Source organism: uncultured Pluralibacter sp., assembly GCF_913775985.1.
Classification (GTDB): Bacteria; Pseudomonadota; Gammaproteobacteria; order Enterobacterales; family Enterobacteriaceae; genus Pluralibacter.
This window is the reverse complement of the sequence record NZ_CAJYMB010000001.1, coordinates 14,376-41,176: the sequence shown is the minus strand read 5'-3', so window position 1 is coordinate 41,176 and position 26,801 is coordinate 14,376. Positions and strand designations below refer to the sequence as shown.

General features: G+C 57.3%; 24 protein-coding genes, 5 tRNA genes, 1 other RNA gene and 2 pseudogenes. 13 read left to right on the top strand and 19 right to left on the bottom strand.

Annotation, left to right across the window (positions count from 1 at the left end; genetic code table 11):
* From QZ766_RS00185 to QZ766_RS00165, 5 genes are all read right to left on the bottom strand, one after another.
* A partial coding sequence (locus QZ766_RS00185; protein ID WP_000031660.1) for a GTP-binding protein occupies positions 1-208 on the bottom strand: 208 nt, incomplete at its 3' end.
* A gap of 113 nt (positions 209-321) precedes the next feature.
* Positions 322-397: transfer RNA gene (locus QZ766_RS00180), tRNA-Thr, on the bottom strand.
* 5 nt (positions 398-402) lie between these two features.
* A tRNA-Gly gene (locus QZ766_RS00175) sits at positions 403-477 on the bottom strand.
* Between the two features lie 115 nt (positions 478-592).
* Positions 593-677 (bottom strand) — tRNA-Tyr (locus QZ766_RS00170).
* Between the two features lie 8 nt (positions 678-685).
* Positions 686-761, bottom strand: a tRNA-Thr gene (locus QZ766_RS00165).
* Positions 762-1,090: 329 nt separating this feature from the next.
* Here QZ766_RS00165 and coaA point away from each other — a divergent pair.
* Positions 1,091-2,041 (top strand): type I pantothenate kinase, encoded by a 951-nt coding sequence (coaA, locus tag QZ766_RS00160; protein WP_297196029.1) that lies wholly within the window; start codon positions 1,091-1,093, stop codon positions 2,039-2,041.
* Between the two features lie 105 nt (positions 2,042-2,146).
* Here the strand turns inward: coaA and QZ766_RS00155 are convergent.
* The 5 genes from QZ766_RS00155 to QZ766_RS00135 all read right to left on the bottom strand — a co-directional run bounded on the left by QZ766_RS00155 (position 2,147) and on the right by QZ766_RS00135 (position 6,700).
* A non-coding RNA gene (locus tag QZ766_RS00155) (RtT sRNA) lies at positions 2,147-2,278 on the bottom strand.
* A 33-nt stretch (positions 2,279-2,311) separates the two neighbouring features.
* Positions 2,312-2,388 (bottom strand) — tRNA-Pro (locus QZ766_RS00150).
* Between the two features lie 145 nt (positions 2,389-2,533).
* Positions 2,534-4,216: a kdo(2)-lipid A phosphoethanolamine 7''-transferase gene (gene eptB, locus QZ766_RS00145; protein WP_297196027.1), complete on the bottom strand. Its 1,683-nt coding sequence runs from the start codon at positions 4,214-4,216 to the stop codon at positions 2,534-2,536.
* A gap of 346 nt (positions 4,217-4,562) precedes the next feature.
* Positions 4,563-5,765 carry an MFS transporter gene (locus QZ766_RS00140; protein ID WP_297196025.1) on the bottom strand — a complete coding sequence of 401 codons (1,203 nt, stop codon included), beginning with the start codon at positions 5,763-5,765 and terminating at the stop codon, positions 4,563-4,565.
* 227 nt (positions 5,766-5,992) lie between these two features.
* Positions 5,993-6,700, bottom strand: coding sequence for an autotransporter domain-containing protein (locus tag QZ766_RS00135; protein ID WP_297196023.1), 708 nt, complete (start codon positions 6,698-6,700; stop codon positions 5,993-5,995).
* Positions 6,701-6,831: 131 nt separating this feature from the next.
* Here QZ766_RS00135 and QZ766_RS00130 point away from each other — a divergent pair, with 131 nt between their 5' ends.
* A complete protein-coding gene (locus QZ766_RS00130) occupies positions 6,832-7,413 on the top strand; it encodes a DNA-3-methyladenine glycosylase I (protein WP_297196021.1) in 582 nt (193 codons plus the stop codon).
* The gene (locus QZ766_RS00125) at positions 7,391-7,831 is read left to right on the top strand and encodes an N-acetyltransferase (protein WP_297196019.1); all 441 of its coding nucleotides are present in this window, start codon (positions 7,391-7,393) and stop codon (positions 7,829-7,831) included. Before QZ766_RS00130 ends, QZ766_RS00125 begins: the two co-directional genes overlap by 23 nt.
* Here QZ766_RS00125 and QZ766_RS00120 read toward each other — a convergent pair.
* A complete protein-coding gene (locus tag QZ766_RS00120; protein WP_297196017.1) occupies positions 7,800-10,139 on the bottom strand; it encodes a molybdopterin guanine dinucleotide-containing S/N-oxide reductase in 2,340 nt (779 codons plus the stop codon). The two genes, QZ766_RS00125 and QZ766_RS00120, sit on opposite strands and share 32 nt — an antisense overlap.
* 20 nt (positions 10,140-10,159) lie before the next feature.
* On the opposite strand from QZ766_RS00120, the gene QZ766_RS00115 reads away from it, so the two are divergent.
* From QZ766_RS00115 to ghrB, 6 genes are all read left to right on the top strand, one after another.
* Entirely contained in the window at positions 10,160-10,351 is a 192-nt protein-coding gene (locus QZ766_RS00115) for a hypothetical protein (protein ID WP_297196015.1), read from the top strand.
* Positions 10,352-10,383: 32 nt separating this feature from the next.
* A complete protein-coding gene (locus QZ766_RS00110; protein WP_297196037.1) occupies positions 10,384-11,400 on the top strand; it encodes a LacI family DNA-binding transcriptional regulator in 1,017 nt (338 codons plus the stop codon).
* A gap of 107 nt (positions 11,401-11,507) precedes the next feature.
* Positions 11,508-12,254 carry a sugar phosphate isomerase/epimerase gene (locus QZ766_RS00105; protein WP_297196014.1) on the top strand — a complete coding sequence of 249 codons (747 nt, stop codon included), beginning with the start codon at positions 11,508-11,510 and terminating at the stop codon, positions 12,252-12,254.
* 3 nt (positions 12,255-12,257) lie between these two features.
* Complete coding sequence (locus QZ766_RS00100) at positions 12,258-13,202, top strand: sugar kinase (RefSeq protein WP_297196012.1); 945 nt, start codon at positions 12,258-12,260, stop codon at positions 13,200-13,202.
* A gap of 142 nt (positions 13,203-13,344) precedes the next feature.
* Positions 13,345-14,625 carry an MFS transporter gene (locus QZ766_RS00095; RefSeq protein WP_297196010.1) on the top strand — a complete coding sequence of 427 codons (1,281 nt, stop codon included), beginning with the start codon at positions 13,345-13,347 and terminating at the stop codon, positions 14,623-14,625.
* A gap of 22 nt (positions 14,626-14,647) precedes the next feature.
* A complete protein-coding gene (ghrB, locus tag QZ766_RS00090) occupies positions 14,648-15,625 on the top strand; it encodes a glyoxylate/hydroxypyruvate reductase GhrB (protein ID WP_297196008.1) in 978 nt (325 codons plus the stop codon).
* A gap of 70 nt (positions 15,626-15,695) precedes the next feature.
* On the opposite strand, the gene QZ766_RS00085 is transcribed toward ghrB, so the two are convergent.
* Positions 15,696-16,406, bottom strand: coding sequence for a DUF3053 domain-containing protein (locus QZ766_RS00085; protein WP_297196006.1), 711 nt, complete (start codon positions 16,404-16,406; stop codon positions 15,696-15,698).
* A 386-nt stretch (positions 16,407-16,792) separates the two neighbouring features.
* On the opposite strand from QZ766_RS00085, the gene QZ766_RS00080 reads away from it, so the two are divergent.
* Positions 16,793-18,148: an MFS transporter gene (locus QZ766_RS00080; protein ID WP_297196004.1), complete on the top strand. Its 1,356-nt coding sequence runs from the start codon at positions 16,793-16,795 to the stop codon at positions 18,146-18,148.
* A 246-nt stretch (positions 18,149-18,394) separates the two neighbouring features.
* Complete coding sequence (locus QZ766_RS00075) at positions 18,395-18,682, top strand: HTH-type transcriptional regulator (protein ID WP_297196002.1); 288 nt, start codon at positions 18,395-18,397, stop codon at positions 18,680-18,682.
* A gap of 69 nt (positions 18,683-18,751) precedes the next feature.
* Here QZ766_RS00075 and glyS read toward each other — a convergent pair whose 3' ends face one another.
* The 3 genes from glyS to QZ766_RS00060 all read right to left on the bottom strand — a co-directional run bounded on the left by glyS (position 18,752) and on the right by QZ766_RS00060 (position 22,184).
* Positions 18,752-20,821, bottom strand: coding sequence for a glycine--tRNA ligase subunit beta (glyS, locus tag QZ766_RS00070; protein ID WP_297196000.1), 2,070 nt, complete (start codon positions 20,819-20,821; stop codon positions 18,752-18,754).
* A 9-nt stretch (positions 20,822-20,830) separates the two neighbouring features.
* On the bottom strand, positions 20,831-21,742 hold the full coding sequence (glyQ, locus tag QZ766_RS00065; RefSeq protein WP_297195999.1) for a glycine--tRNA ligase subunit alpha: 912 nt from the start codon (positions 21,740-21,742) through the stop codon (positions 20,831-20,833).
* A gap of 136 nt (positions 21,743-21,878) precedes the next feature.
* Positions 21,879-22,184, bottom strand: coding sequence for a YsaB family lipoprotein (locus QZ766_RS00060; RefSeq protein WP_297195997.1), 306 nt, complete (start codon positions 22,182-22,184; stop codon positions 21,879-21,881).
* Between the two features lie 162 nt (positions 22,185-22,346).
* On the opposite strand from QZ766_RS00060, the gene QZ766_RS00055 reads away from it, so the two are divergent.
* Positions 22,347-23,342 (top strand): acyltransferase, encoded by a 996-nt coding sequence (locus QZ766_RS00055; protein ID WP_297195996.1) that lies wholly within the window; start codon positions 22,347-22,349, stop codon positions 23,340-23,342.
* Positions 23,343-23,441: 99 nt separating this feature from the next.
* On the opposite strand, the pseudogene QZ766_RS00050 reads toward QZ766_RS00055, so the two are convergent.
* The 3 genes and pseudogenes from QZ766_RS00050 to QZ766_RS00040 all read right to left on the bottom strand — a co-directional run.
* A pseudogene (locus tag QZ766_RS00050) lies at positions 23,442-23,647 on the bottom strand (GlxA family transcriptional regulator); the annotation flags it as partial.
* A pseudogene (locus tag QZ766_RS00045) lies at positions 23,644-24,000 on the bottom strand (isochorismatase family protein); the annotation flags it as partial. The pseudogenes QZ766_RS00050 and QZ766_RS00045, both read right to left, overlap by 4 nt.
* A 197-nt stretch (positions 24,001-24,197) precedes the next feature.
* The gene (locus tag QZ766_RS00040) at positions 24,198-24,341 is read right to left on the bottom strand and encodes a small membrane protein (RefSeq protein ID WP_297195994.1); all 144 of its coding nucleotides are present in this window, start codon (positions 24,339-24,341) and stop codon (positions 24,198-24,200) included.
* A 337-nt stretch (positions 24,342-24,678) separates the two neighbouring features.
* On the opposite strand from QZ766_RS00040, the gene QZ766_RS00035 reads away from it, so the two are divergent.
* Positions 24,679-24,969 (top strand): hypothetical protein, encoded by a 291-nt coding sequence (locus QZ766_RS00035; protein WP_297195992.1) that lies wholly within the window; start codon positions 24,679-24,681, stop codon positions 24,967-24,969.
* Positions 24,970-24,976: 7 nt separating this feature from the next.
* Here the strand turns inward: QZ766_RS00035 and QZ766_RS00030 are convergent, their stop codons facing one another.
* Complete coding sequence (locus tag QZ766_RS00030) at positions 24,977-26,797, bottom strand: TolC family protein (protein ID WP_297195990.1); 1,821 nt, start codon at positions 26,795-26,797, stop codon at positions 24,977-24,979.
* Positions 26,798-26,801: the final 4 nt, after the last annotated feature.

Genomic DNA, 26,801 nt, shown 5'->3' with positions numbered 1-26,801 from the left:
ATTCAACGTGAGAGGTGTTGATGGTGATACCACGAGCTTTTTCTTCCGGCGCGTTATCGATCTGGTCGAATGCGCGAGCAGCACCGCCGTAGGTTTTAGCCAGTACGGTAGTGATTGCAGCGGTCAGCGTCGTTTTACCATGGTCAACGTGGCCGATAGTACCGACGTTAACGTGCGGTTTTGTACGTTCAAACTTTTCTTTAGACATCGATTGTCCCTCTAAGACACGGATAAATCGGTGATATCACCACATCAACCAGGCAATATGCCTGACTTGTTGAATGCAAGAGAAACAGAGAAAACGGGGAGGAGATAGTGAAGTGGTGCTGATACCCAGAGTCGAACTGGGGACCTCACCCTTACCAAGGGTGCGCTCTACCAACTGAGCCATATCAGCACGTCTGGAGCGGGCAGCGGGAATCGAACCCGCATCATCAGCTTGGAAGGCTGAGGTAATAGCCATTATACGATGCCCGCATCCTGGAACTCGGCTACCCAGTTCTTTCTGTAACTAAAAAGCGATTTCTCGCTTTTTATCTTCGAACTGACGAACCAGCTTGTCAGCTCATGCAGCAAAATCGCTGCCAGAAAGTGGTGGTGGGGGAAGGATTCGAACCTTCGAAGTCTGTGACGGCAGATTTACAGTCTGCTCCCTTTGGCCGCTCGGGAACCCCACCGGACTTGATGGTGCCGACTACCGGAATCGAACTGGTGACCTACTGATTACAAGTCAGTTGCTCTACCTACTGAGCTAAGTCGGCATCAAGTAGCGCGCATTCTAGGGAGAGCGGGCGAACCATGCAACTAAAAATTTGCATAAAATGTTCTATTGCGCATATTTTGAGCGCAACAATTCAAAAAATATGCAAAGTGCGTGCAAATCAAACAATAATTCCGCACCAGCAGCGGCTCTGAGCGTAGATAAACGTCAACCCTGTGACCGCTGATGCCTTAACCATCACTTATTCCTATTTTTCCTTCTGGTTTAATCCAAACTGGTTTAACCTCCTGCCCATTGTCTTTACTTACAGATGTAATGCGCCATCGCCTTAAAGCGAATGATGCAGATGATGGTCGACAGAGCATGCTTATGAGCAAAAAAGAGCAAACGTTAATGACGCCCTATTTACAGTTCAACCGCAGCCAGTGGGCTTCACTTCGCGATTCTGTGCCGATGACCCTGATTGAAGGGGAAATTACGCGGCTCAAGGGCATCAACGAAGACCTCTCCCTGGAAGAGGTTGCGGAGATCTATCTTCCGCTTTCTCGTTTGCTTAACTTCTATATCAGCTCGAACCTGCGCCGTCAGGCGGTGCTTGAGCAGTTTCTCGGCACCAATACGCCCCGAATCCCCTATGTAATTAGCATTGCAGGCAGCGTCGCGGTCGGAAAAAGCACCACCGCGCGCGTGCTGCAGGCCTTACTGAGCCGCTGGCCGGAGCATCGTCGCGTTGAGCTAATCACCACTGACGGTTTCCTGCATCCGAATGAGGTGCTGAAAGAGCGCGGCCTGATGAAGAAAAAAGGCTTCCCGCAATCCTACGATATGCACCGGCTGGTGAAGTTTGTATCGGACATTAAATCCGGCGCCGCTGACGTTACCGCCCCGGTCTATTCGCACCTGATTTATGACGTGATCCCGGATGGCGATAAAACGGTTACGCATCCGGATATCCTGATTCTGGAAGGTCTGAACGTTTTGCAGAGCGGCATGGATTATCCGCACGATCCGCATCACGTCTTTGTTTCAGACTTTGTGGACTTCTCTATTTACGTTGATGCGCCGGAAGAGATGCTGAAGAAATGGTATATCAACCGCTTCCTGAAGTTCCGCGAGGGCGCCTTCACCGATCCCGATTCCTATTTCCACAACTACGCCAAATTGACGCGGGACGAGTCGGTCAATATCGCCACAGCGCTGTGGAATGAGATCAACCTGGTTAATCTGAAAGAAAACATCCTGCCAACCCGCGAGCGTGCGAGCCTGATCCTGACCAAGAGTGAAAACCACTCCGTCGATCAGATCCGCCTGCGCAAATAGACTTCGCCGCGCCCGTACTCGAATTGAACCTCTGCCCCCGGAGGTTCGATTCGAGTACGGGCGCAGACGCAAAAAAGCCTGCTCGTTGAGCAGGCTTTTTAAATTTGGTCGGTGATAGAGGATGACTCGCCGCTACGCGGCTCGCCCTTCGGGCCGTTGCTGCGCAACGTTTTCTCGCTACGCTCGAATCGAACCTCTACCCCCGGAGGTTCGACTCCTCTTCGGGCTCAGATGCAAAAAAGCCTGCTCGTTGAGCAGGCTTTTTAAATTTGGTCGGTGATAGAGGATTCGAACCTCCGACCCCTTCGTCCCGAACGAAGTGCGCTACCAGGCTGCGCCAATCACCGAATGCGGGGCGCATCTTACTGCTACACCCCTACCCCGTCAATCCCTTTTATTCATAAAGGCCGCTGACCGGCGATAAACTCGCCATTTACCGATATTAAGGAGCAAAAAACCGCGTACCTGCCGCCAGATAGCCTGCGACAGCCGCTATCTCCCCTGCCCCGGAATATGGCACCAGTTGTTATCTTCATTAATGCCCCCGTCCGGCGAGGTATAGCCCAGGCAGCCCATCAGCGTGTCGTAAATCTCCTCGTGGCGGCGCGGAACGCCGGCCTGCGCCTGCTGCTGCAGGTGGGCAAAAGCGCTGGCATGCGACGGGTCCTGCAGGTACTTATCCGACATCCACATCAGCATCGGCGCCCGGAACTGTTCAGGCGGGGCCAGCTTGCGCGGCGTGCCGTGCAGGCGCTCGCGTTCGTTGATCGATTCGCCGTGATCGGAGGCGTACATCACGATAGCTTTCTTATCCCGCAGCTGGTCCAGCACCCGACTAATAAAGGCATCGGTATAGAGCACTGAATTATCGAAGGCATTGATAAGCTCTTCTTTACTGCATCCATTATTCAGATGCTTGCACTCCGGCGTCCAGCGGGCGAAATCCCGGGTATAGCGTTGGTAGTAGCTGTAGTGCGACCCTTTGGTATGCAGGACAATCAGGTGCTTACCCTGCGGATGCTGCTCCAGCGACAGCGCCATCTCATCGAGCAGCAGCATGTCGTCAACCCGCTTGCCGCGGTTGCGCGGCTCGGCGCCGATCTGCTCGCGGTAGGCGATGTTGTCCGCCATCGTGTTGCTGTAAAACCACATTTCACTCTGCATGGCGAACAGATCGCTGCTAAAGCCGAGCTGTCGCAGTACCGCAAACACGTTTTGCTCTTTGAGCGTGCGCTGGGGATTGTCCTCTGCGCCGCCTTCGTGCACGAACATGCAGCGCAAAGAGAGCTTAGTGGCGGTGTCGCAGGAGGTTCCCCGGAACGCCACCAGGTTTTTCTCCTGCGCCAGCTTCGGCGTGGTGTCGCGGTCGTAGCCCAGGATCCCCATGTGATCCCAGCGGGTGGTCTCGCCGATAATAAACACCACGTAAGTATCATCGAGATCGCCACCCGGCGCGACGTAGTGGAATTTTTTCGCTGGATTGATCAGCGACTGGCTGTCGGAGGTTTCATCTACCTGCGCCCAGGCGTACAGGCCCAGCGCAGAAAGCCAGTTCGACGGCAGGTAGGAGTTAGCCACCACGCCGCCGTAGCTCGGCATATCAACGCCGGTTGCGCGCTCGGTCTGCTTTTGCTGGATATCCATCAGGCGAATCGGCGCCCACACCAGCAGCCCGGCGGCAACTAAAGCCAGAGCGCTGCGCAGGCGCAGGCCCCGGGTGCGCAGCTGATGCTGCAGAGTTACCCTTGAGCGATTACTCCAGATAAGAAACAGCGGCGGCAGGCTAACCAGCACGCTCCAGATAATCTGCCCGGCGCCCACCACCTCTTTAGAGAGATCGACATCAGTGGTCATTACCGAGGCCACAATACCGTAGCCGATAATGACGTTAAAGAATGTCATGTAGTAGCTGGCGGCAGCGGAAATCACCACAATCAGCGAAGTGAGCACCTGCCACGTCCGGCGCCCAAACAGCGACAGCAGCCGCAGCAAAACGAAGGTGGCAAGAATAGAGCCGAACAGCTCAATAAAAACCAGAATGCCGTTTTTTAGCGTCAGGTTTTCAACATAGCTTTCCAGCCGTCGGAACAGCACTGCGCCGTTGAGAAACAGGCCAATATACACAGCCAGAAACAGGCAAAGTTTCTGCTGGGTTAACGATTTAATGTAATTCATGCAAGCAAACCCTGAAAAAGGGAACGTGCGGCAGCTCATTTCTGCCGCCCAACCAGCGGCAGGACGACAAGATAGAGTGGGCACAAACAAAAATGTCCCCTTAGGCAATGTAAGAGAACGAAGTAAACAGGCCGGTAAAAAACGAAATCATCACCAGCGCTGATGAGTAGACCCCCGGGCGGAGTAAAAGTGTCACGGCGAGACAAGACTGGACACTTTTTTACACATGCATGCAGATAATGCCGGGGAATTACCGGTACGGTGCATCAGAAAAGAGAGTGAAGCGGACTTAAAACGACAAAGAGCCCCGGGCGGGGCTCTGTTTGAGGAAGGGCAAACTATCTAATCAGGCATGCGCCTGGCGCAGCACTTCCCGTCCCGGCTGGCGAATGGTGGAAGAGAGTGCCAGTGAGAGAATAAGCAGCGCGAAGATGACGCAGAAGGTGACATAGAAGCCGCCAAACAGCGAGGCAATAATCGAGCCGCAGATGCTGCCGATACCGAAGCCGAGATAAATCACGCCGTAGTTTTTCGCCAGGTTGTTCAGCCCGAAGAAGTCACTAACCAGCGACGGGAACACGGTAATGGTACCGCCGAAGTTAAAGGCTACACAGGCGATAGCGGCGAAGAAGCTAACCGCGTTGAGCGGTGCGAACAGCAGCGCGGCCATGCCCACCAGCGAGATAATCTGGCCAATGGTGATGACGCGGATGCGGGCTATTTTGTCGGACAGGATGCCCAGCACCAGGCGACCGCTCAGGTTGGCAATCGAGATAACGGTAACGGCGTTAGCGGCAGTCATTACATCCAGATGTACCATCCCCTGCGCGATATCTTTCGCGACACCAATCACGTACAGGCCGCTCATGCAGGCGGTCAGGAACATCACGGCCAGCATCCAGTACTGCGGTTTACGCATTGACTGCGCCAGGGTGAAGTCGTTCTCGGTCACGCCGTTAGTCGTGCTGACTTCCTGACGCGGCGCGTCTTTCATCAGCATCGCACCGAAGACGATGGCCACCATCACGATAGCGCCCCAGATAGTGAAGGTCCGCTCCAGCCCTACCGAGGACAGCAACTGGCTGTCGATGAATTTAAAGCCGAGGCTGCCCAGGCCGTAAGCACCAATGGAAAATGCCGAAATCAGGCCCTTGCGTTCCGGGAAGAATTTCACGCAGTTCGACAGCGTCAGCAGATAACCTGCGCCGTCTGCCAGACCCACCAGTACACCGGCGCTCAGCCAGAGCATCAGCAGATTGTTGGCATGCGCCGTGAGCATAAAGCCGAGGCCCAGCAGAATACCGGAGGCGATAGTCACGCGCTTAACGCCAAAGCGCTCCTGCAGCTTGCCGGCAACGGAGGATGAAATAGCCAGCCCCAGGCTCAGCAGACCGAAGGAAAATGCCACTTTACTCACCGGCTCGCCGAGCTTGTCGGAGAGCGCGCCGTTGAACAGGCTCCAGGTGTAGACGGAGCCGAGCGAAAATTGGGTGATGATGGTGCCAAGCAGGGTAAGCCAGCGGGTTGACGGTTTAATTGCACTATTCATAGCAAGCGCCTTATCAATATTAACTGCTGCCTACATTAATGAAGACGCGCGCGCAAAGGGGGAAAAAGGCATGAACTGCCTCCGCTGCGGAATGAAATGCACCGGAGGCGGAATGAATGACATTAACAACGATAATGAATACTTAAAGTGAGCAGTTACTTACGGCGGAAGCCTTGCTATCAAAGAGATACAAAAGTAAACAACCATGATTTAAAGAAGCTAATTTGTTAAAATCTGGCACTCATCCCCATCATGTAAATGTAGTTGGTGTTGACACTCAAATTGTCTGCCTGCGAGAAAGAGGCATAGGCAGAAAAATTCGGCATCAGCAGCATATCGGCCCCCAGGGTAACATCCCGCCAGCTGCCGTCCTGAGTTGACGTCGGCGTGCGGCTCAGGCCCGACTGCGACTTCCACTGATTCTCGCCGAACTGCTGGTTATAGCTGATTTGCGCCCAGGGATGCACGCCCCACAGCGGCTGGGTATTAATACGCCAGCCGAGGGTGCTGATGCTGGCATGCCAGAGAGGATCGTTTTGCGCCGCGGTGCTGGCGCTGTCGCCAAACTCATTCCAGATGGATGCGGAAGTCCCGTCGTAGCGCCAGCCGGCCACCGGACCGGTGGTAATCTGGCCGCCCAAAGGAATATTCAGCTGTACGCTCAGGGTACGGGTTGGATCCACCGAGCCGCCGTCGGCGGTGCCGAACGCCACGCCCGGCGAGTTCATCGAGGCGTTAATGCGCTCGGCCAGAATATCGTTATAATCCGGCGCCCGCTCGCTGTCCCAGGTAAAACGCTCGGCCGCAGAGCTCTGCGCTTCGCTACCCACGTACTCCTGGGTCCAGGCCTGCGCGCACGGGGCGCAGACAAGCGTCGTGAAGGCGAAGAGAGAATGAGCGCGCCCTAAAAATCCACTGTTTGATTTAAATAGCATTATTACGACTCCAAAAGAGCCGGAACCGGCATTCCTGTTATGATTTTCTGTATCACTGTGTATACAACAACTATTGCCAGTTTACACTTTTCGTCAAGCATCTCAGCGAATTAAAAAGAGGAATATCGACTATGGAACGATGCGGCTGGGTTACCGCGGATCCGCTCTACATTACCTACCACGACGACGAGTGGGGCATGCCCCAGCGCGAGCGGCAAAAGCTGTTCGAGATGATCTGTCTCGAGGGCCAGCAGGCGGGCCTGTCGTGGATAACCGTGCTGAAAAAGCGCGAAGGCTATCGCCGTGCATTTTACAACTTCGACCCGCTGAAAGTAGCCGAAATGGATGAGCGCGACGTGGATCGCCTGGTGCAGGATGCGGCCATTATCCGCCACCGCGGCAAAATCGAGTCCATTATTCACAACGCCCGCGCGCTGCTGGCGATGGAAGCGCAGGGCGAAGGATTCAGCGATTTTATCTGGTCATTCGTCGACAATCACCCGCAGCAAAATCGTCCGGCGGCGCTGTCGGATATTCCGGCAAAAACCGCTACCTCAGATGCGATGTCAAAAGCGCTGAAAAAACGCGGGTTTAAATTTGTCGGATCCACTACCTGCTACGCCTTCATGCAGGCCTGCGGCCTGGTCAACGACCACGTTATTACCTGCTTCTGCGCGCCGGGAGAGGACGATGATCCGTCCGTGGCAAAGTAGCGACCTCGAACCGCTGCTGGCTGTATGGCGGAACAGCACCCGCGACGGACATCCGTTTATCGACGAAAGCTACTGGCGGGAAAACGAAATCATGGTGCGCGACATTTATCTGCCGGCCTCGCGCACCTGGGTTTGGCAAGACGGTAACGCCATTCTGGGATTTGTCAGCGTGCTGGAGCCCTGCGTGGTCGGCGCGCTGTTCGTTGCGCCAAACGCCATGCGCTGCGGCATTGGTCGGGCACTGCTCTCCCACGTCTGCAGCCTCTATCCGGATCTGACCCTCGAGGTCTATCAGCAAAATACCCGGGCGGTACACTTCTACCGCAGCCGGGGTTTTCAGATTGAAGACTGCGCCTGGCAGGACGATACCCGCCTGCCAACCTGGCTTATGCGCTGGCAGGCGGATCAAACGCCGTAACCGCCGGCGCCGTACCGGCGTATTTCTCCAGCCACACCAGCGCGGTATTTCCCGCGCAGCCGTTCCCCAGCGCCGAGCTGGGCAGATCTTTGGTCAGCACGTTCACCGCGCCGTTTTTGCACAGGCCGCCCGACTGCCTGTCCAGATCCGGCCACGCCCCCTCGTGCAGGCAGATAACTCCCGGGCGAATGCCATCAGAGACTACCGCGCCCGCCAGCACCTGGCCCCGCGCGTTCCACACCCGAACCACATCACCATCGGCGATGCCGCGCTCGCGCGCGTCGTCCGGATGCAGGGTCAGCGGCTCGCGGCCCGCGACTTCGTACCGTTCGCGCAGCGAGGTGTAGTTAAGCTGGCTGTGCAGCCGGTGGGCCGGATGCGCCGACAGCAGCTCCAGCTGTTCAGGGCGGGCGCTGCCGCGCCACTCGTCGGGCGCCAGCCAGGTCGGGTGTCCCGGGCAGTCCGGATAGTGAAATCCGGCGATGCGCGCGGAGTAAATCTCGATTTTGCCGCTGTCGGTTTTTAGCGGATTAGCCTGCGGATCGTGGCGAAAGGCGGCAAAGCGAACGAATTGTCCGTTCTCGTCGCTCTCCGGCATCTCAATTAACTCGTTGGCTGCCCAGAAGCGCGCAAACGGCGGCAGCGTTACCTGCTGATCGACGCCACGCCGGGCGGCAATCTCATAGAAGCTTTCCAGCCACTGCATCTCGCTGCGTCCTTCCGTAAATCGCTCGCGGCCGCCGCTCTCCCAGCGCTCGCTGAGGTCGGCAAAAACCGTAAAGTCGTCCCGCGCTTCGTGCTGCGGTGCCACTACGCGCTTCATCGGCACCAGATGCTGGTTGCTGTAATCGCCAGTCATGGTTAAATCATTGCGCTCAAAAGAGGTGGTGGCAGGCAGCACGATATCTGCGTGCCGGGCGGCGGCGGTCCAGAAGCACTCTGAAATCACCACCAGCTCCAGATCGGGATTTTGCCAGGCGCGGATCAGGCGGTTGGTGTCCTGATGGTGGGTAAAGTTTGCCCCGCCCGCCCACCAGATAAAGCGGATATGCGGGAAGTGGCGGTCCATGCCGTTGTGCTGGTACGGCGCGCCGGGGCGCTCCAGCGCCTCGACAATGCGCGCCACCGGGATTTTATCAACCGCATCGGTACCGCCCGCCACCGATCCCTGCATCGATCCCGGCACTGCCGCGCGCCGGGTCGGATTGCCACCGTTGGCGAAATGGTAGGAGAGCCCGAAGCCGCCGCCCGGCGTGCCGATCTGGCCGAGCATTGCCGCCAGAGTCACTATCATCCAGTGTTTCTGCTCGCCAAACTGCTGGCGCTGCATTCCCCATCCGGCCATCAGCATGGTGGTATTTTCATGAAACAAGGCAGCCAGCTCGCGAATTTTTACCGCTTCAATGCCGCAAATCCCGGCAGCCCACTCTGCGGTTTTGGCAATGCCGCCGTCCTTGCCGAGCAGATAGCGGGCGAAGATGTCGTAGCCGGTAGTGCAGCGGCGCAGAAACTCGCTGTCCTGCCAGCCGTTTTCCACCAGCGTGTGGGCGATGCCGAGCATCAGCGCTACATCGGTGCCCATCCGCGGCGCGATCCACTCGCCGGCATCGCCGAAGAAGTCTGCCGTCTCAGATCGCATCGGATCGATGCAGATCAGCCGCTTGCCGCTGTTGCGCAGCCGCTCAAACCACGCAATCCCCTGCTCGTCCGAGGCGTTCCAGGCAATTTTCAGCGTGTTAAGCGGATTGGCGCTCCACAGCACCACCACATCGGTATGCTCCATAATGAGCGGCCAGCTGGTCTGCTGCTGATAGACTTCATTACCGCCCACCACGTAAGGCATGATTGCCTGCGCCGCGCCGGTGGAGTAGTCGCCCAGATGGCCAACATAGCCGCCCGCGAGGCTCATGTAGCGCTGCAGCAGCGTGGCAGCCTTGTGCAGCACGCCGTTCGAGCGCCAGCCGTAAGACCCGGCAAAAATAGAGCCCGCGCCGTAGCGCGTGCGGATGCGACGGTGCTGCCTGTCGATCAGATCCAGCGCCTGCTCCCAGCTTACCCGTACAAATTCATCTTCGCCGCGCGCCCCCTGCGGGCTTTCCGGCGAGGCGAGAAAGCTTTTGCGCACCATCGGCCAGCGCACCCGGGTTTTGCTGTGGACCTGTTCACCGACCACGCTTTGTAGCGAGTTGTCGGCGCTGCCGGCAAGCGCGCTGCGCGAGGAGAACACCCGCTCGCCGTCGGTTTCGACCAGCATCGGCCCCCAGTGAGCCGCGGTTAAGATAGTTTTTCTTGTGGATGAATCAGCCAAGGTACTCTCCGGAATGACTTATGCAGGTGTTGCCACAGCTGGTTTATAAACCGCCGCGCGATGATGTTTATCAGCAGATAGCGGCCATCATTACCCGCCGCGGCGCGCGCGGCAAAGAAAAAAATGCGCGTCGATACGCCGGGGCAGGCCCGACAGCGTCGCGGCGCAGGCTTTACTACCATTCTGCTTGCCAGGGCGAATTTTCACGTTAAGGTGTTCTCTCATTCAGGCAAAGAGAGCTCTTATTGTGAATAAAGCGCGGGCGACCATCAGCGACGTTGCGAAAGCGGCAAAAACCGGCAAGACCAGCGTTTCCCGCTATCTCAATGGCGAAAAACACCTGTTGTCCGACGCGCTGCTTGCGCGCATTGAGCAGGCCATCGCCGAACTCGACTACCGCCCCAGCCTGATGGCCCGCGGCCTCAAGCGCGGCCGCACCCGCCTTATCGGCCTGATTATTGCCGATATTACCAACCCCTATTCAGTTCACGTGCTGAGCGGCATCGAGGCTGCCTGCCGCGAACAGGGCTTTACGCCGCTGGTCTGCAACACCAATAACGAAGTGGATCAGGAGCTGCACTATCTCGACCTGCTGCGCAGCTATCAGGTGGAAGGGATCGTGGTCAACGCCGTGGGGATGCGCGAAGAGGGACTCAACCGGCTCCAGCAGTCGGCGCTGCCGATGGTGCTTATCGATCGTAAAATCCCGGAGTTTGCCTGCGATGTGGTCGGACTGGACAATACTCAGGCCGCTACTACCGCCACCGAACACCTGATTAAGCAGGGATTCGAATCCCTGCTGTTTCTCAGCGAGCCGCTCGGCACCGTTAACACCCGCCGGGAGCGCCTCGGCGCCTTTCGCGCCACTCTCTCCCGCTACGCCGGCATCAGTGCCGAAAACCGCGAAGTGCCGCTCAACGACGGGGTTTTGCTCGACAGCGTGCTGCAGCAGTATCACGCCGCCCACCGGGGGATGCGCAAGGCGGTGATCTGCGCTAACGGCGCCCTGACCCTGCAGGTCGCGCGTTCCCTGAAACATATTGGCCTCAACTGGGGCAGCGATATCGGCCTGCTCGGCTTTGACGAGCTGGAGTGGGCGGAGCTGGCGGGCGTTGGCATCACCACCCTTAAGCAGCCCACCTGGCAGATTGGCTATGCGGCGGTGGAGCAGGTAGTGCGACGCATCAACGGCAGCCGCGACCCGATCCGCGAGCAGCTCTTTTCCGGAGAGCTTATCGTCAGAGGATCCACCAGCCGTTAACTCTCCTGTGATGGCGATCATAAATTAGTCTTATAACACTTTTCTTTGGAACCGGTTCCATTTAGCGTAATGGTAAAATCATTGTTAAATCGCTGTGGAGCCGTCTGATGGCCAGAAAGATTATTGTTGTCACTGCCGCCTACGGAAATGACCGCGTAGCCGCACTGGGAGGACAGCAGGCGCTGCTGCCCGTAATTGCCACCGCTGGCGCAGATGGTGTAGAGATCCGCCGGGAGCTGCTGGACGCGCAGGCGCTCGACGCCCTGCCGGCGCTGGGTGAGCAAATTGCGGAGCATCGCCTGCAGGCCTATTACTCGGCCCCGGAAGCGCTGTTTGATCCCGATGGAAAACTCAACCCCCGCCTGCCTGCCCTGCTGCAGGAAGGCCATATGCTCAACGCGCGTTGGCTAAAACTCTCCCTTGGACATTTCACCCACAAAGCCGCGCTGGCGCCGCTGCAGTCTATCCTCGCCAACAGCCCGGTGGCGCTGACCATTGAGAATGATCAAACCGCCGGCGGCAAGCTGGCGCCCCTTCAGCGTTTCAAGGCCGCCGTGAAGGTACTCAACCTGCCGGTAGCGCTGACCTTCGATATGGGCAACTGGCTGTGGGTGGACGAGTCTCCGGAAGAGGCGGCCCGCATGCTGGCTCCCGCCGTGGGCTATGTGCACGTCAAAGGTGCCCAGCCCGGACACAACCGCTGGCGCGCCGTGCCGCCGGACAGCGATCCCCGCTGGGCCGCGCTGCTCAATCAACTACCCGGCGATGTTCCGCGCGGGATTGAATTTCCGCTGGAAGGCCGCGACCTGACTGCCGTGACCCGCCACTACGTTAACCTGTTACGCGAGGACTAAATCATGACGCAGGCACTGGATGTCATCACCATTGGCGAAGCGATGGCGATGTTTGTGGCCCGGGAGCCCGGCGAGCTCAGCGGCGTCGAACACTTTTTTAAACGGGTTGCCGGCGCCGAGCTTAATGTTGCAACCGGCCTGGCGCGCCTGGGCATGAAGGTCGCATGGGTAAGCCGAGTCGGCGATGACAGCTTCGGGCGCTTCGTGCTCGACTCGCTGAAAAAAGAGCACATTGATGCCTCGGGCGTCACCATTGACGGGCGCTATCCGACGGGCTTTCAGCTAAAGTCGAAAGTTGAAAATGGAACCGATCCCATCGTGGAGTACTTCCGCAAAGGTTCCGCCGCCAGCCACCTCAGCAAAGAGGACTTCCGCGCCGGATGCTTTTCCGTGGCCCGCCATCTGCACCTGAGCGGCGTAGCCGCCGCGCTGTCCGAAACCTCTTATGAGCTGCTGGAACACGCGGCTACCGCAATGAAAGCCGCCAGTAAAACGATCTCATTTGACCCGAACCTGCGCCCGTCGCTGTGGAAAAGCGAGGCGGAGATGATCGACAAGCTTAACCGGCTGGCGTTTCAGGCCGACTGGGTGCTGCCGGGCCTGAAAGAGGGCGTGATTCTGACCGGCGAAAAAACGCCGGAAGGGATCGCCGATTTCTACCTGCGCCGCGGCGTGAAGGCCGTGGTCATCAAAACCGGCACCGACGGTGCCTGGTTCCGCACCGCCGATGGCCAGCAAGGCGCCGTTGCCGCCGAGAAAGTGGATAACGTCGTGGATACCGTCGGCGCCGGAGACGGCTTTGCGGTGGGCGTTATCAGCGCGCTGCTGGAAGGAAAAACGCTGCCGCAGGCGGTCGCGCGCGGCAACAAAATTGGCGCTCTGGCGATTCAGGTTCAGGGAGACAGCGAAGGGCTTCCGACCCGGGAAGGATTGGGCGAAACGGAATAATCCGCGCCCCGCCTCTGTGGAAAGATCCACGGTGCCGGCGCGTGCCCGGCACCTGAAAAATAATAAAGATAACGAAAGATAAAACGCGCCACCCTGTACCTACTTGCGCGGTGGCATCACCCTCAATAGCAGAGGTCTGCTTATGAACCGTTCAACCAATGCATTAAAACGCTGGTGGTACATTATGCCGGTGGTGTTTATCACCTATAGCCTGGCATACCTCGATCGCGCGAACTTCAGCTTCGCTTCCGCGGCCGGGATTAATGACGATCTCGGCATTACCAAAGGGATCTCCTCCCTGCTGGGCGCCCTGTTCTTCCTGGGCTACTTCTTTTTTCAAATCCCCGGCGCGATTTATGCCGAGCGGCGCAGCGTTAAAAAACTGATTTTTGTCTGCCTGATTCTGTGGGGCGGCTGCGCATCACTGACCGGCATAGTGAACAATATTCCGATGCTGGCCGCTATCCGCTTTATTCTCGGGGTGGTTGAAGCCGCGGTGATGCCGGCGATGCTTATCTATATCAGCAACTGGTTTACCCAGTCGGAGCGCTCCCGCGCTAACACCTTTTTGATCCTCGGCAACCCGGTGACGGTGCTATGGATGTCGGTGGTGTCCGGCTACCTGATTCAGGCATTCGGCTGGCGTGAAATGTTTATCTTCGAAGGTATCCCGGCGGTTATCTGGGCCTTCTGCTGGTGGTTCATCGCCAAAGACAAACCGGCCCAGGCGAACTGGCTGTCGGAGAGCGAAAAGTCGGCGCTGCAGCAGCAGCTCGAGCGCGAGCAGCAGGGCATTAAAGCCGTACGCAACTACGGCGAAGCCTTCCGCTCTCGCAACGTTATCCTGCTCTGCATCCAGTATTTCGCGTGGAGTATCGGCGTTTACGGTTTCGTCCTGTGGCTGCCGTCTATTATTCGCGGCAGCAGCGAACATTTCGGCATGGTCGAAGTTGGCTGGCTGTCGTCCGTTCCCTATCTGGCGGCCACTATCGCGATGATTGTGGTGTCGTGGGCGTCAGACAAAATGCACAACCGCAAGCTGTTCGTCTGGCCGCTGCTGCTGATTGGCGGGCTGGCATTTATTGGCTCCTGGGCGGTCGGCGCAGATCATTTCTGGATCTCTTATACCCTGCTGGTAGTGGCCGGCGCGGCAATGTACGCGCCGTACGGTCCGTTTTTCGCCATCATTCCGGAAATGCTGCCCCGCAACGTGGCCGGCGGCGCAATGGCGCTGATCAACAGCATGGGCGCCCTGGGCTCGTTCTTCGGCTCGTGGTTTGTCGGCTATCTCAACGGCGCTACCGGCAGCCCGTCCGCGTCATACATTTTTATGGGAGTAGCGCTTTTCGTTTCGGTATGGCTAACTCTGATAGTCAAACCAGCGAAAGCCCAGCAGGTACCTGCCGGGGCGCGCCACGCCTGAGTTTAATTTACGGAGGAAAAAGATGAAGCCGTCCGTCATTCTGTATAAAAAATTACCCGACGATCTTGAGCAGCGTCTCGACGCCCATTTCTCAGTGACGCGGGTCCCTAACCTGAGTCCCGAAACCGTCGCCCAGCACGCTGACGCCTTTAAGCAGGCGGTGGGCCTGCTCGGCGCGGGCGGCAAAGTCGATGCCGCGCTGCTGGAAAAAATGCCGGCGCTGCGTGTCACTTCTACGGTGTCCGTGGGCTATGACAACTTCGACGTTGATGCCCTCAACGCCCGCCACATTCTGCTGATGCACACCCCGACGGTGCTGACCGAGACCGTCGCCGACACGCTGATGGCGCTGGTGCTGAGCACCGCGCGCCGGGTGGTGGAAGTTGCCGATCGCGTGAAGGCCGGCGAGTGGAAAAAAAGCATCGGCCCGGACTGGTTTGGCATTGACGTGCATCATAAAACCATCGGTATCGTCGGCATGGGCCGCATCGGCATGGCGCTGGCCCAGCGCGCCCACGCCGGCTTCGGTATGCCGGTGCTGTATAACGCTCGTCATCATCACAAAGAGGCCGAAGCGCGTTTCAACGCCCGCTACTGCGACCTCGATACGCTGCTGCAGGAGTCTGATTTCGTCTGCCTGATCCTGCCGCTGACGGACGAAACCCGCCACATGTTCGGCACGGCGCAGTTCAAAAAGATGAAATCCTCCGCCATCTTCATTAATGCCGGGCGCGGTCCGGTAGTAGACGAAGCTGCGCTGATTGCTGCACTGAAAGATGGCGAGATCCACGCCGCCGGGCTGGACGTGTTCGAGCAGGAGCCGCTGCCGCAGTCGTCGCCGCTGCTGACGTTGCCGAACGTGGTGGCGCTGCCGCATATCGGTTCCGCTACCCATGAAACGCGTTACAACATGGCGGCCACAGCAGTGGATAATTTGCGGGATGCGCTGGAAGGGAACGTAGAGAAGAACTGCGTGAATCCGCAGGTAAAGCAGGGATAACAGCCTGAGCGAATGTCGGGCATGTATCAGCCGGGACAGGCAACAGCTGTTGCCGCCCGGCTTTTAAGTTTTAACGCGTTGCGTTAACCGCAGCGCTCCAGGCCTGATTAAACGCCTGATGCTGCGCCGCAAGAGGCCCAATCAGCGCATTGTACTGGCTGGCCTGCTGCGAGGTCGGGAACTGAATGCCGTTCGCCGAGAAGCTCACCTGCGTATTCTGCTGCGCAATGAAATCCCCCACCTGAACCAGCTGCTGGGTAAAGACCTGCGCGGCCGGGATCAGCGGCTGCAGCGCGCTGGCTGGCTGCGTTACCACTTTGTCGTAGGCTTTATCAAATACCGGCTTCAGCTCGTCGTTTTGCTTCAGCGCCGCGTGGGCCGCGTCCGCCTGCATCTTCGCATTATCCAGCTGCTGGCTCAGCACGCCGAGCGCGCCGTTAGCCTGGCGCAGCGGTTCACGCTGGGTCAGATAATCCTGAGGAACGCGGATCGCGTTCACGCTGTCCACCACCGGGCGCAGGCCGGCATCCATTGCCTGATTGACCTGCTGTGAATAGCCGTACAGCACCGCATAATCAGAGACCAGCGGTCCGAACTGTTTTTTCTGATCGCTGGTCAGCGTCGGCAGACGCTCGCCGCTACGCATCACGGTATTCTGCAAAAAGTCGACAAACGCCTTGCGCTGATCGCCTTCTTTATCAAAACAGCCGCTCAGGCTAACCACCATTAACAGCGCCGCAACAGGCGCAAACCAGCGAGACCAGGACTTTCCTGTCGCCATTTTCAAACTCCTTCAGCCATAAAAGCGCAAAACGGCACACGCGTGCCGGACGCTGACAAGGATAGTCCAGCTGAGGCGCGCAGGATAGCCTTTCAGGGCCTCGCCCCCACAAAAAATCACCGCCGCTGGCCAGTAGCGCATTGTTAATGATTTGTTACTTTCATCACAGTTCCAACCTGTCGCGCCGGAGGCAGTTTGAGCGTTAATTCCCTGATAATTCGCTTTTTTATATTGAGATACGGCCGCCAGACTCGCGGCAGGAACGATTATCGCACGCTTCCGGCGGCGGGCTGATTGGCGACAGGACGACGGGAGGTTAGCTTTAATGGACGATTAACGGTGATTCGTTCGGTAATCGCACATTTTTACTCCCCGGAGATCGCGATATGACACACAAAACAGCTGACATTCAGGCATTCATCAACGATCGCCCCTTCACGCGCTACCAGTGGATGATCCTCGCCCTGTGCTTTATTACGGTCGCAATGGACGGTTTTGACACCGCTATCATCGGCTTTATTGCCTCCGATCTGGTGCAGGAATGGGGCGTGCAGAAATCCGACCTTGGGCCGGTGATGAGCGCGGCGCTGGTTGGGCTGGCGGTGGGTGCGCTGGTCGCCGGCCCGCTGGCGGACCGCGTGGGCCGTAAAAAGGTGCTGATCCTGTCGATTGTGGTTTTTGGCGGTTTTAGCCTGCTGACCGCCGCGGCCACCAGCCTTAACCAGCTGGCGCTGCTGCGCTTTCTTACCGGCCTCGGGCTCGGTGCGGCAATGCCCAATGCCGCAACCTTGATGAGCGAATACGCTCCCGAACGGCGCCGGGCGCTGATGGTTAACCTGATGTTTGTCGGTTTTCCGATGGGCTCGTCGCTCGGCGGTTTTATCTCCGCGTGGGCGATCCCCCATTACGGCTGGCAGAGCGTGCTGATCCTCGGCGGCGTGATGCCGCTGCTGCTGGCCATTGTACTGATATTCCTGCTGCCGGAATCCGTGCGCTATATGGTGGCTAAAAACCGTCCGCAGCAGCAGATTGCGCAGATCCTGCGCCGCATCGCCCCGGTGGAGCCCGGCACGCGTTTTGTCCTGCACGAAGCCGGCGCCGCCGAGCACAAGTCGGCTATCGGCGTTATCTTTTCACCCCGCTACGCGCTCGGGACGGTAATGCTGTGCTTCACCTATTTTATGGGGCTACTCATTTTCTATTTGCTGACCAGCTGGCTGCCGCTGCTGATCCGCGAAACCGGCGCGACCCTGAGCCAGGCATCAATCATTACTGCTCTCTTCCCGCTGGGCGGCGGCATCGGCGTGCTGGTGCTGGGTGCGCTGATGGACAAATTTAATGCCGACAAGGTCGTCGCCGCCGGCTGGCTGCTGACCGGTATTTTCGTGTGTCTGGTGGGCTTCTCCACCCACAGCCTGCTGCTGATGGGCGTGATGGTCTTTATCGCCGGCAGCATTATGAACGGCGCCCAGTCGTCGATGCCCGCGCTAGCGGCAGGTTTCTATCCAACTCAGGGCCGCGCCACCGGCGTGGCCTGGATGCTGGGTATTGGCCGCTTCGGCGGTATTTTGGGAGCATTTAGCGGCGTCTTCCTGATGCAGGCCGAGCTCGCCTTCCAGACCATTTTCACCCTGCTGGCAATCCCGGCGCTGCTCTCTGCCGGCGCGCTGCTGGTGAAATCAGCGGCGGCCCGCAGGCAGCAGCTGGCAGCATCCACCGCCGGCAGCGTACAGAAAGCCTGATTCAAAAGGGCAAGCGCAGGCCCGCGCTTGCCCTTAACCGAATATTTACTGACGATTTACAAAAGGCGGCCTCCAACTGAGGGGCTATCAATATCAGCAGGTTAGTTACTGCTTACTTCTTTTCCATCGCCGTTATTGCCTGCAACTGGCCTGAAATCCGCGCTGCAAAATCCCCTACCGCTTTTTACTGTCTATGCTTAAGGACCTTGCTGCACGATCTCGCAGCAGGTTAAAGAGGAGTTTCCAATGAACTATAAGGATCCGATGCAGGAATTGCTCGCCAGCCTTGAGCAGATTGTTTTTAAAAACGATTTACAGGCCGTTACCCTGATACAAAAACCGACCGCATTTACCGAATTCGAGCGGCTGCTTCACGACTCAGGCCTGCAGGCAGACGAGTTCGCCTGGGCGATGGGCGTTAGCACATCAATGGTTCGCGAGTGGCAGTCCCGACGTGAAAAGCCGTCGGCCGGCGATCTGCAGCTGATGAAGCTGATTCATGCCAGTTCGGCTGAGATAAAGCGAATCGCGTAACCCGCATGTTGATTGACAGAAAGAAATGAAAACGGCCTCCCGAAAGAGGCCGTTTTGCGCTGGAGAGAATTACTGCAGCAGAGAAATATCAGCAACCTGCAGGAACAGCTCGCGCAGCTGGTTGAGCAGCGTCAGGCGGTTAATGCGTACTTCGCTGTCTTCCACATTAACCATCACGCTTTCGAAGAACTGATCCACCGGCTCGCGCAGGGCGGCCAGCTCGCTCAGCGCTTCCTGATAGCGTCCCTCGGCAAACACCGATTTAAGGCTATCGTTCAGCACCACCAGCTGGGTCGCCAGGCGGATTTCCGCATCTTCTTTCAGTACCGAGGCGCGAATAGCGTCGTTCAGCGTCTCGCTGGACTTCGCCAGGATGTTCGACACACGCTTGTTGGCCGCAGCCAGCGCCGCGGCTTCATCCAGAGTACGGAAGTGCGATACCGCCTTCATGCGGGCATCGAAATCTGCCGGACGCGTTGGGCGACGCGCCAGCACCGCCTGAATGGTATCCACGGCGTAACCTTCGTCCTGATACCAGGCGCGGAAGCGGCCAAGCATAAAGTCGATAACGTCATCCACCACGCGGGCGTTAGTCAGCTTCTCGCCGTACAGGCGGACGGCTTCTTCCGTCAGCGTTTGCAGATCGAGATTCAGGTTCTTCTCAACGATAATACGCAGCACGCCCAGCGCGGCGCGGCGCAGTGCGAATGGGTCTTTATCGCCTTTCGGATGCTGGCCAATGCCGAAGATACCGGCAAGGGTATCCATCTTGTCAGCAATCGCCACTGCGCAGGAGACCAGGCTCGACGGCAGCGCATCGCCGGCAAAGCGCGGCTGATACTGTTCGTTCAGCGCGACGGCGACATCTTCTGCCTCACCGTCGTGGCGCGCGTAGTGCATGCCCATGACGCCCTGAGTGTCGGTAAATTCGAAGACCATATTGGTCATCAGGTCGCACTTGGAGAGCAGGCCCGCGCGGGTGGCGTGATTAACGTCGGCACCAATCTGGCCGGCAATCCAGCCCGCCAGCGCTTCGATACGATCGGTCTTGTCGCGCAGCGTGCCCAGCTGCTGCTGGAACAGAACCGTATCCAGGCGCGGAAGGAAGTCTTCCAGGCGCTTTTTACGGTCGGTATTGAAGAAGAACTCGGCATCGGCCAGGCGCGGACGCACCACTTTTTCGTTACCGGCAATAATCTGCTGCGGATCTTTCGACTCGATATTGGCGACAAAGATGAAGTTTGGCAGCAGCTTGCCTTCTGAGGAGTACACCGGGAAGTATTTCTGGTCGCCTTTCATGGTGTAAACCAGAGCTTCAGACGGCACGGCGAGGAACTTCTCTTCGAATTTCGCCGTCAGCACTACCGGCCACTCCACCAGCGAGGTCACTTCTTCCAGCAGGCTTTCGATCAGATCAGCCCGGCCGCCAATCTTGCTGGCGGCTTCTTCAGCACCGGCCTTGATCATCGCTTTACGCGCTTCGTAATCGGCAACGACTTTGCCGCGCTCCAGCAGGATCTGCGGATACTGATCGGCGCTGTCGATGGTGAATTCGGGCTCGCCCATAAAGCGGTGGCCGCGGATCACGCGGTCGGACTGAATGCCGAGGATCGTTGCCGGAATGACGGTCTCGCCCAGCAGCAGCGTCACGGTGTGTACCGGGCGCACGAACTGAACGTCTGACGCGCCCCAGCGCATCAGTTTCGGAATAGGCAGCTTCGACAGCGCGTGTGACACCATGTTAGGCAGCAGCGCCTGCGCGCTTTCGCCTTTCACGTTGGCGCGATAGAGCAGCCATTCGCCTTTATCAGTGACCATCCGCTCGGCCTGATCGACAGTAATGCCGCAGCCGCGCGCCCAGCCTTCCGCCGCTTTGGTCGGCTGACCGCTGGCGTCAAAGGCCGCGGAAACCGCAGGGCCGCGTTTTTCAACTTCGCGATCCGGCTGGGATTCAGCAAGACTAGCCACTTTCAGCGCCAGGCGGCGCGGAGCGGCAAACCACTCAACATTGCCGTGGGACAGGCCCGCGTTATCAAGTTCCGCAGTAAAGTTGGCGGCAAAGGATTCCGCCAGGCTGCGCAGGGCTTTTGGTGGCAGCTCTTCGGTGCCGATCTCCACCAGGAAAGTTTTCTCAGACATGGCCGCCTCTTATTTGATCTTGTTGCACATCGGGAAGCCGAGGGCTTCGCGGGAAGCGTAGTAGGCTTCCGCCACTGCTTTGGTCAGCGTGCGAATGCGCAGAATATAGCGCTGGCGCTCGGTGACGGAGATGGCTTTACGCGCATCCAGCAGGTTGAAGCTGTGGGCGGCCTTGAGGATACGCTCGTAGGCAGGCAGCGGCAGCGGGGTTTCCAGCGCCAGCAGCTGCTGGGCTTCTTTCTCATAGTGCTCGAAGCAGGTAAAGAGGAAGTCCACGTCGGCATATTCAAAGTTGTAGGTGGATTGCTCCACTTCGTTCTGATGGAACACGTCGCCGTAGGTGGTTTTACCCAGCGGGCCGTCGCTCCAGACCAGATCGTAGACGCTGTCCACGCCCTGGATATACATGGCAAGGCGCTCCAGGCCGTAAGTGATTTCCCCTGTGACCGGCTTGCATTCGAGGCCGCCAACCTGCTGGAAATAGGTGAACTGGGTTACTTCCATCCCGTTCAGCCACACTTCCCAGCCGAGACCCCAGGCGCCCAGCGTCGGGTTTTCCCAGTTATCTTCAACGAAGCGGATATCGTGAATGGTCGGATCCAGGCCCAGCTCTTTCAGGGAGCCGAGATACAGCTCCTGCATGTTTTCCGGCGACGGTTTAATCACAACCTGGAACTGATAGTAGTGCTGGAGACGGTTCGGGTTTTCACCGTAGCGGCCGTCGGTCGGACGGCGGGATGGCTGTACGTAAGCGGTCGCCATCGGCTCCGGGCCGAGCGCGCGCAGGCTGGTCATTGGATGAGAGGTGCCGGCGCCGACTTCCATGTCCAGTGGTTGAACGATGGTGCAGCCCTGACGAGCCCAGTAATCCTGTAAGGTCAGGATCAGGCCCTGGAAGGTCCTGGTATCAAACTTTTGCATATTATTTCGTGCTGGATACGTGTGGATTTATAGGAAGCGACCAGTATACCCGCTGAGTGCAGGATATACAGTATGAAAGGAAATTGTTTCAGGAAAATTGGGGAAATGCGCGTCTGCACGCACGTTCCGGCTGCGGTTAGCGCATCGACAGATGTAAAAACTGCCCTTCGGCATCAAATGAGCACACAAAGCTCTCTTTTCGCGCCGTGGCCCCCTGCAGTTCGTAGCTTCCCTGAAACTGTTCGAAGCGCGTTACGTCTATCTTCTGCGACCCGGTGTTGTAACGCCGCGCGGCCTGACCTTTGCACAACTGCTCCATATTGAGAGACTGCGCCGGATCGACTTTAGCCCGCTCAGCGCCGCGGCGGGAGGTGCCTTCGGGGGAACTGCAACCGGCAAGCAAGGTGATTACCAGCGCAGGTAATAATAACTTTGACATCATCGGGAACGGACCTGTTCATGGAACGGTTACTGCATAGATATGGGCACTATTTTGCGAAACGGCACGCATTATAACAATTTAATCCCGCCAAAATCGGACTTATCCCTAAGAATAGTCGCGGGGATTTAGGGTCAGACTTTTTTTCTTACTATCGAGGAAGCGATGCCGGGAAAGATTCACTGGATAACCAACCTGCGGGGAATTGCCTGTTTGATGGTGGTGATGATCCACACTACGACCTGGTATGTGACTAACCCCCACAGCATCAGCATGACGGACTGGAGCATCGCTAACCTGCTGAACTCCGCCTCCCGGGTGAGCGTGCCGCTGTTTTTTATGATCTCCGGCTTCCTGTTCTTCGGCGAGCGTAGCGCCCGACCGCGCCATTTTCTGCGCCTTGCGCTGTGCCTGCTCTTTTACAGCGCAGTAGCGCTGGGCTATATCGCGCTTTTTACCTCAATTGGCCCGGCAGGCGTGTTGAAGAACCTGCTGCACAAGCCGGTGTTTTACCACCTGTGGTTCTTCTTTGCGATTTTCGTCATTTATCTGCTCTCGCCGCTGGTGCAGGTGAAAAGCGTCAGCGGCCGAATGCTGCTGGGGCTAATGGTCGTGCTGGGAATAGTGGCAAATCCCAACACCGTCCCGCTAAAAATGGGCGGCGTCGCGTGGCTGCCGGTGAATCTCTATATCGACGGTGACACTTTTTATTATGTGCTCTATGGCCTGCTGGGGCGGGCTATCGGCATGATGAATACTGCCAACAGAGGCGTGACATTGCTTTGCGCGGCGCTGTTTCCCGCTGCGGTGTGGGTTATCTCCCGCGGGACGCTGCACGAGCTGCGGTGGCGCGGCAATTTTGCCGATACATGGTATTTGTACGCCGGACCAGCGGTTTTCATTTGCGCAGTTTCGCTGCTGGCGCTGGTGAAAAACACCCTGAACGCACGCGAACTGCCGGGGCTGGGACTGATCTCACAATACTCGCTTGGCATCTACGGATTTCACGCGCTGATTATTCACGCCCTGCGCAGCAGCGGGCTGGATCTTAAGCGCTGGCCGCTGGCGGATATGGTATGGATATTCTGCGCCACACTTGCGGCGAGCCTGCTGCTGTCAATGGCCGTCCGGCTAATCGACCGGCGCAGGTTGATAAGCTAGCGCGCGATTTCTGGCCCGGTGCAGTTGGCGGGCAGAGCTGAAGCCTGCCGACAGCGCGGCCTCTTCCATTCCACCGCCGTTCAGCAGCCGCTGCTCGGCCAGGGCCAGCCGGCTGCCCGCCGGCAATCGGGAAGGCAGCGGTTCAATGCCGCCTACCGTAAGGCAATCGACGTCGGCACTTGCGGATCGGGGCCAATGTGGTGCACCCGGAAGACGTCACCTGCAAGGGTAAAAGTCTCTGCCGGACCGCTCATATCGAGAGCCATCAGTCCGGGTAAGATAACGAACCAGACATCGACAGTCATAGATCCTCAAGCATCTGCGAAACGGTTTTAATCGCCGCGAAGCGCCCTGCCAGTACGGTTTCAGTGCGGTGGCGCAGGGTTTCGACATCCAGAGTAATCCCTTTGTGGGTCATCGGGAAGGTCAGGGTTGCTTCAGCGACAAACGTCACCTGATAGCCGAGATCGGAAGCCACTCGCGCGGTCGTTTCACAGCACTGCTCGGTACGAATTCCGCAAATAATCAGATGATTAATATCCCGGCTGCGCAACCAGCGATCGAGCCCGGTATCGGTAAAGGCGTTATGCACATGTTTGGTAAACGTCGCGTCTGGATGATGATCCAAAAAGGACAATAAGCGGCTGCCTGTGGGCATTCGAATGGTGGCCCGTGCTGCGTCCACACATAAGGCCTGAATCCGCAGATGTGGTATTGCATTTGAATACGCTGGAAAGAATAAAGCCCCCTAAAGTCGCTATCTGTAATGACCATAGCTGCTTTAGAGGGCGAGAGCACATTCGCAAGAAATATCTGAGAATATTTCGCTACAGCTATTTCTGTAGCAGTTGAATACTATGAATGCGTCGGGTGCTGCCTTCGACTGGATCTTATTTTTACAATGAATAGATTCCTCTTTTCTCTAAAGTCCCGAATATAAGAAAAGAAGCTCCAGATCGATACACAAAAAAGAATAATAGCCATAATGAATAAAAGCACGGTTTCCCTCCGTTTGACCTTTATCGAATATACCCGTCGTGCCTCAAGCTACTCGCGTGTTGGCTGTATTACCCGGCTCATCCGTGAACTCGCCCTAATGGGCCGGTGCGCTGCGACGTTCAAATCGGCTCCAGGTAGATTTGCCGTTCACCCCGGTGACAAACCGAAGATCGCGCCCGGCACTCGCTCACTTGCCGCCTGTAAGCAACGCGAAGTGTTGAGGGTATAACTCGTTATTCGTATTGCGCTTCAGGCTCTTTACGCCCCTGCGGTGGCGTTTACCCCTGACTGACTTTAGTCAAATGGTGAGTTCGCCCGCATACTACCTGGAGAGCCTGTGTTATTTCAGACAGATCAGAATTTTCTGGCATTAATGCTTCGATGTTTTCCTTTGCATTACCTGATGATGCCACACATAAAATATCAGGCCTGGTTAGCCATTCTTTATTTCCTCCATGCAAAACATTTAATCGCTACCGCAGTGAAATTCTGGGTAGCAGTAATAAAAAACGAACTTACATCTATAAACCGCTCAACGCTGGCTAATCCGATACTAATTTTCAGCACAGCGTTAAGCGAAAACTGGCGCGGCGAATACGGTAAACAGCCGCGCTTTTCTATGCATTAAAGAATTGCTACATTTTCTTAGCGTTGATCGCGCTCCCCGCCAGCCAGCGCATTAAGGTTCCGGATTGATACATAACGGAGACGTTGCTGATGTATCCGTCATAATAATTATTGATTGCCGATAGCTGGTTATTGAAATGATCGCTCTCAGCCGTCAGGACATCCAGAAGCGTTCGGGTGCCCAGGTTGTACCACTGGCGGAAAAACATGTCCCTTACCCGGTCCGTTTCTGCACTCAGCTTCATGTAGCTGTTGGCCCGTTGCAGGGAGGAATCTCGGGTCTCAACCATGTTGCGGATCTGATACTCCAGCTCGTAGCGGGACGTTTGCTGCTTCTCCTGCGCCGAGCGCATTTTAGCCAGTGCGGCCTGCCGCGCGGCCTTTGTGGATCCACCGTCAAAGGCGTTCCACTGTAAATTGAGGCCCGTATACCACGCATCCTCATCACCATAAGTATCTTTGGCCGTGCTTTTCTGTACTACCCAGTTAACTTTTGGGAGACGATCGGCCTGGATAGCTTCGGCCTGAGCCTCCGCCGCACGAATCTCTGCTTTTGCCCGCAGCAGTGAGGGATGCACAGCAACGGCCTCCAGCGCGCTGGCCTGGGAAACAAGGCCGCCATCCCAGCGCATATTTGCCATAAGCGTCGGCTCTATTCCCATCAGGCGCACCAGCTTGATGCGGGTGTTGTCGTACATATGTTCCAGCCGCTCCTGCTCTGCTTTTGCTGCCAGCAGGCGAGCCTGGGCCTGAACTCTTTCGCTGGCGCGGCCCTTATCAACTGACGCGATGCCCGAGAGCATCGTGGTCAGCTCGTTCATGCGCTTTACGTAGGCTTTCGCAACTTCAATACTCTCTCTGTAGCGACTCAAATTGAGCAGCTCAGTCATCGTCGTGGAGGCAATGCCCTCGCGCGTTTCGCGGATGGTGAGTTCAGAGGCACTTAACCCTTCAATGGCGCTGTCGAGCTGGGCCCGGGTTTTGCCCCAGTCGAAAATCGTGGTGGTCACTGAGACAGACGCATTGGTATCGCTGATGGAGTTGTTATTACGCGTGGCTTTCCCGCTGCCGAAGGATCCAAAGGGGGCATTGCTGCCGATAAGCACTTGCGGATAGCGCTGACCTTTTACCTGCTCAACGCCCCAGTCGGCCGCCTCACGATTTGACTGGGCTTCACGAACTTCAGGACTATGTTCAAGAGCGTATCCCACCATTTTCTGAAACCAATGGTGGATAGAAAGGCTGTTTGTCGCTTTATCATCGTAATATGTCGCGGACTGGCGGGCATCGTCGCGCCCCAGCGGCACACGGGTCGCGGACGAGACTGCAGGCTGCACGTTATCTTTGCCGCGTGCGTTTGCCGATATCCCAACATCCTCTTCAGCAGATGCCGAATTTCCTGCGTTCTCCTGCCGAATGAAGTAACTCTCGCCCCCGTCGTTTATAGAATCCTGAACGCTTTTATCCTGCTGAACCGGCTTGTTTTCTATCGTTGCAATGGTGGCGTATTCCGCAGCGGCTGGGGTAGCCTCGCGAACCGGCGGCGGAGCGAGAACCTGCTTTTGTTCAGGCTGAATGTCAGAACGCTGGCTTGGTACTACGGCAGCAGACTGTTTATTTTGCGCGGCAGCAGGTTGTACAGAAGCAGGCGGTGAATATTGATGATTATTGTCATTAATCGCCGCCAGAGAATGAACCGTTGCCGCGCCGGATGCATCGGCGGCCAGCAGCCAGTCAAAAAGCAGGGCATCTTCTTCAGCGCGGCTGTTCTGCGCAATTGCCAGCAGTAATGACAGAGTAATAGCCTGAAATACGAATGACTTATCCATTAGA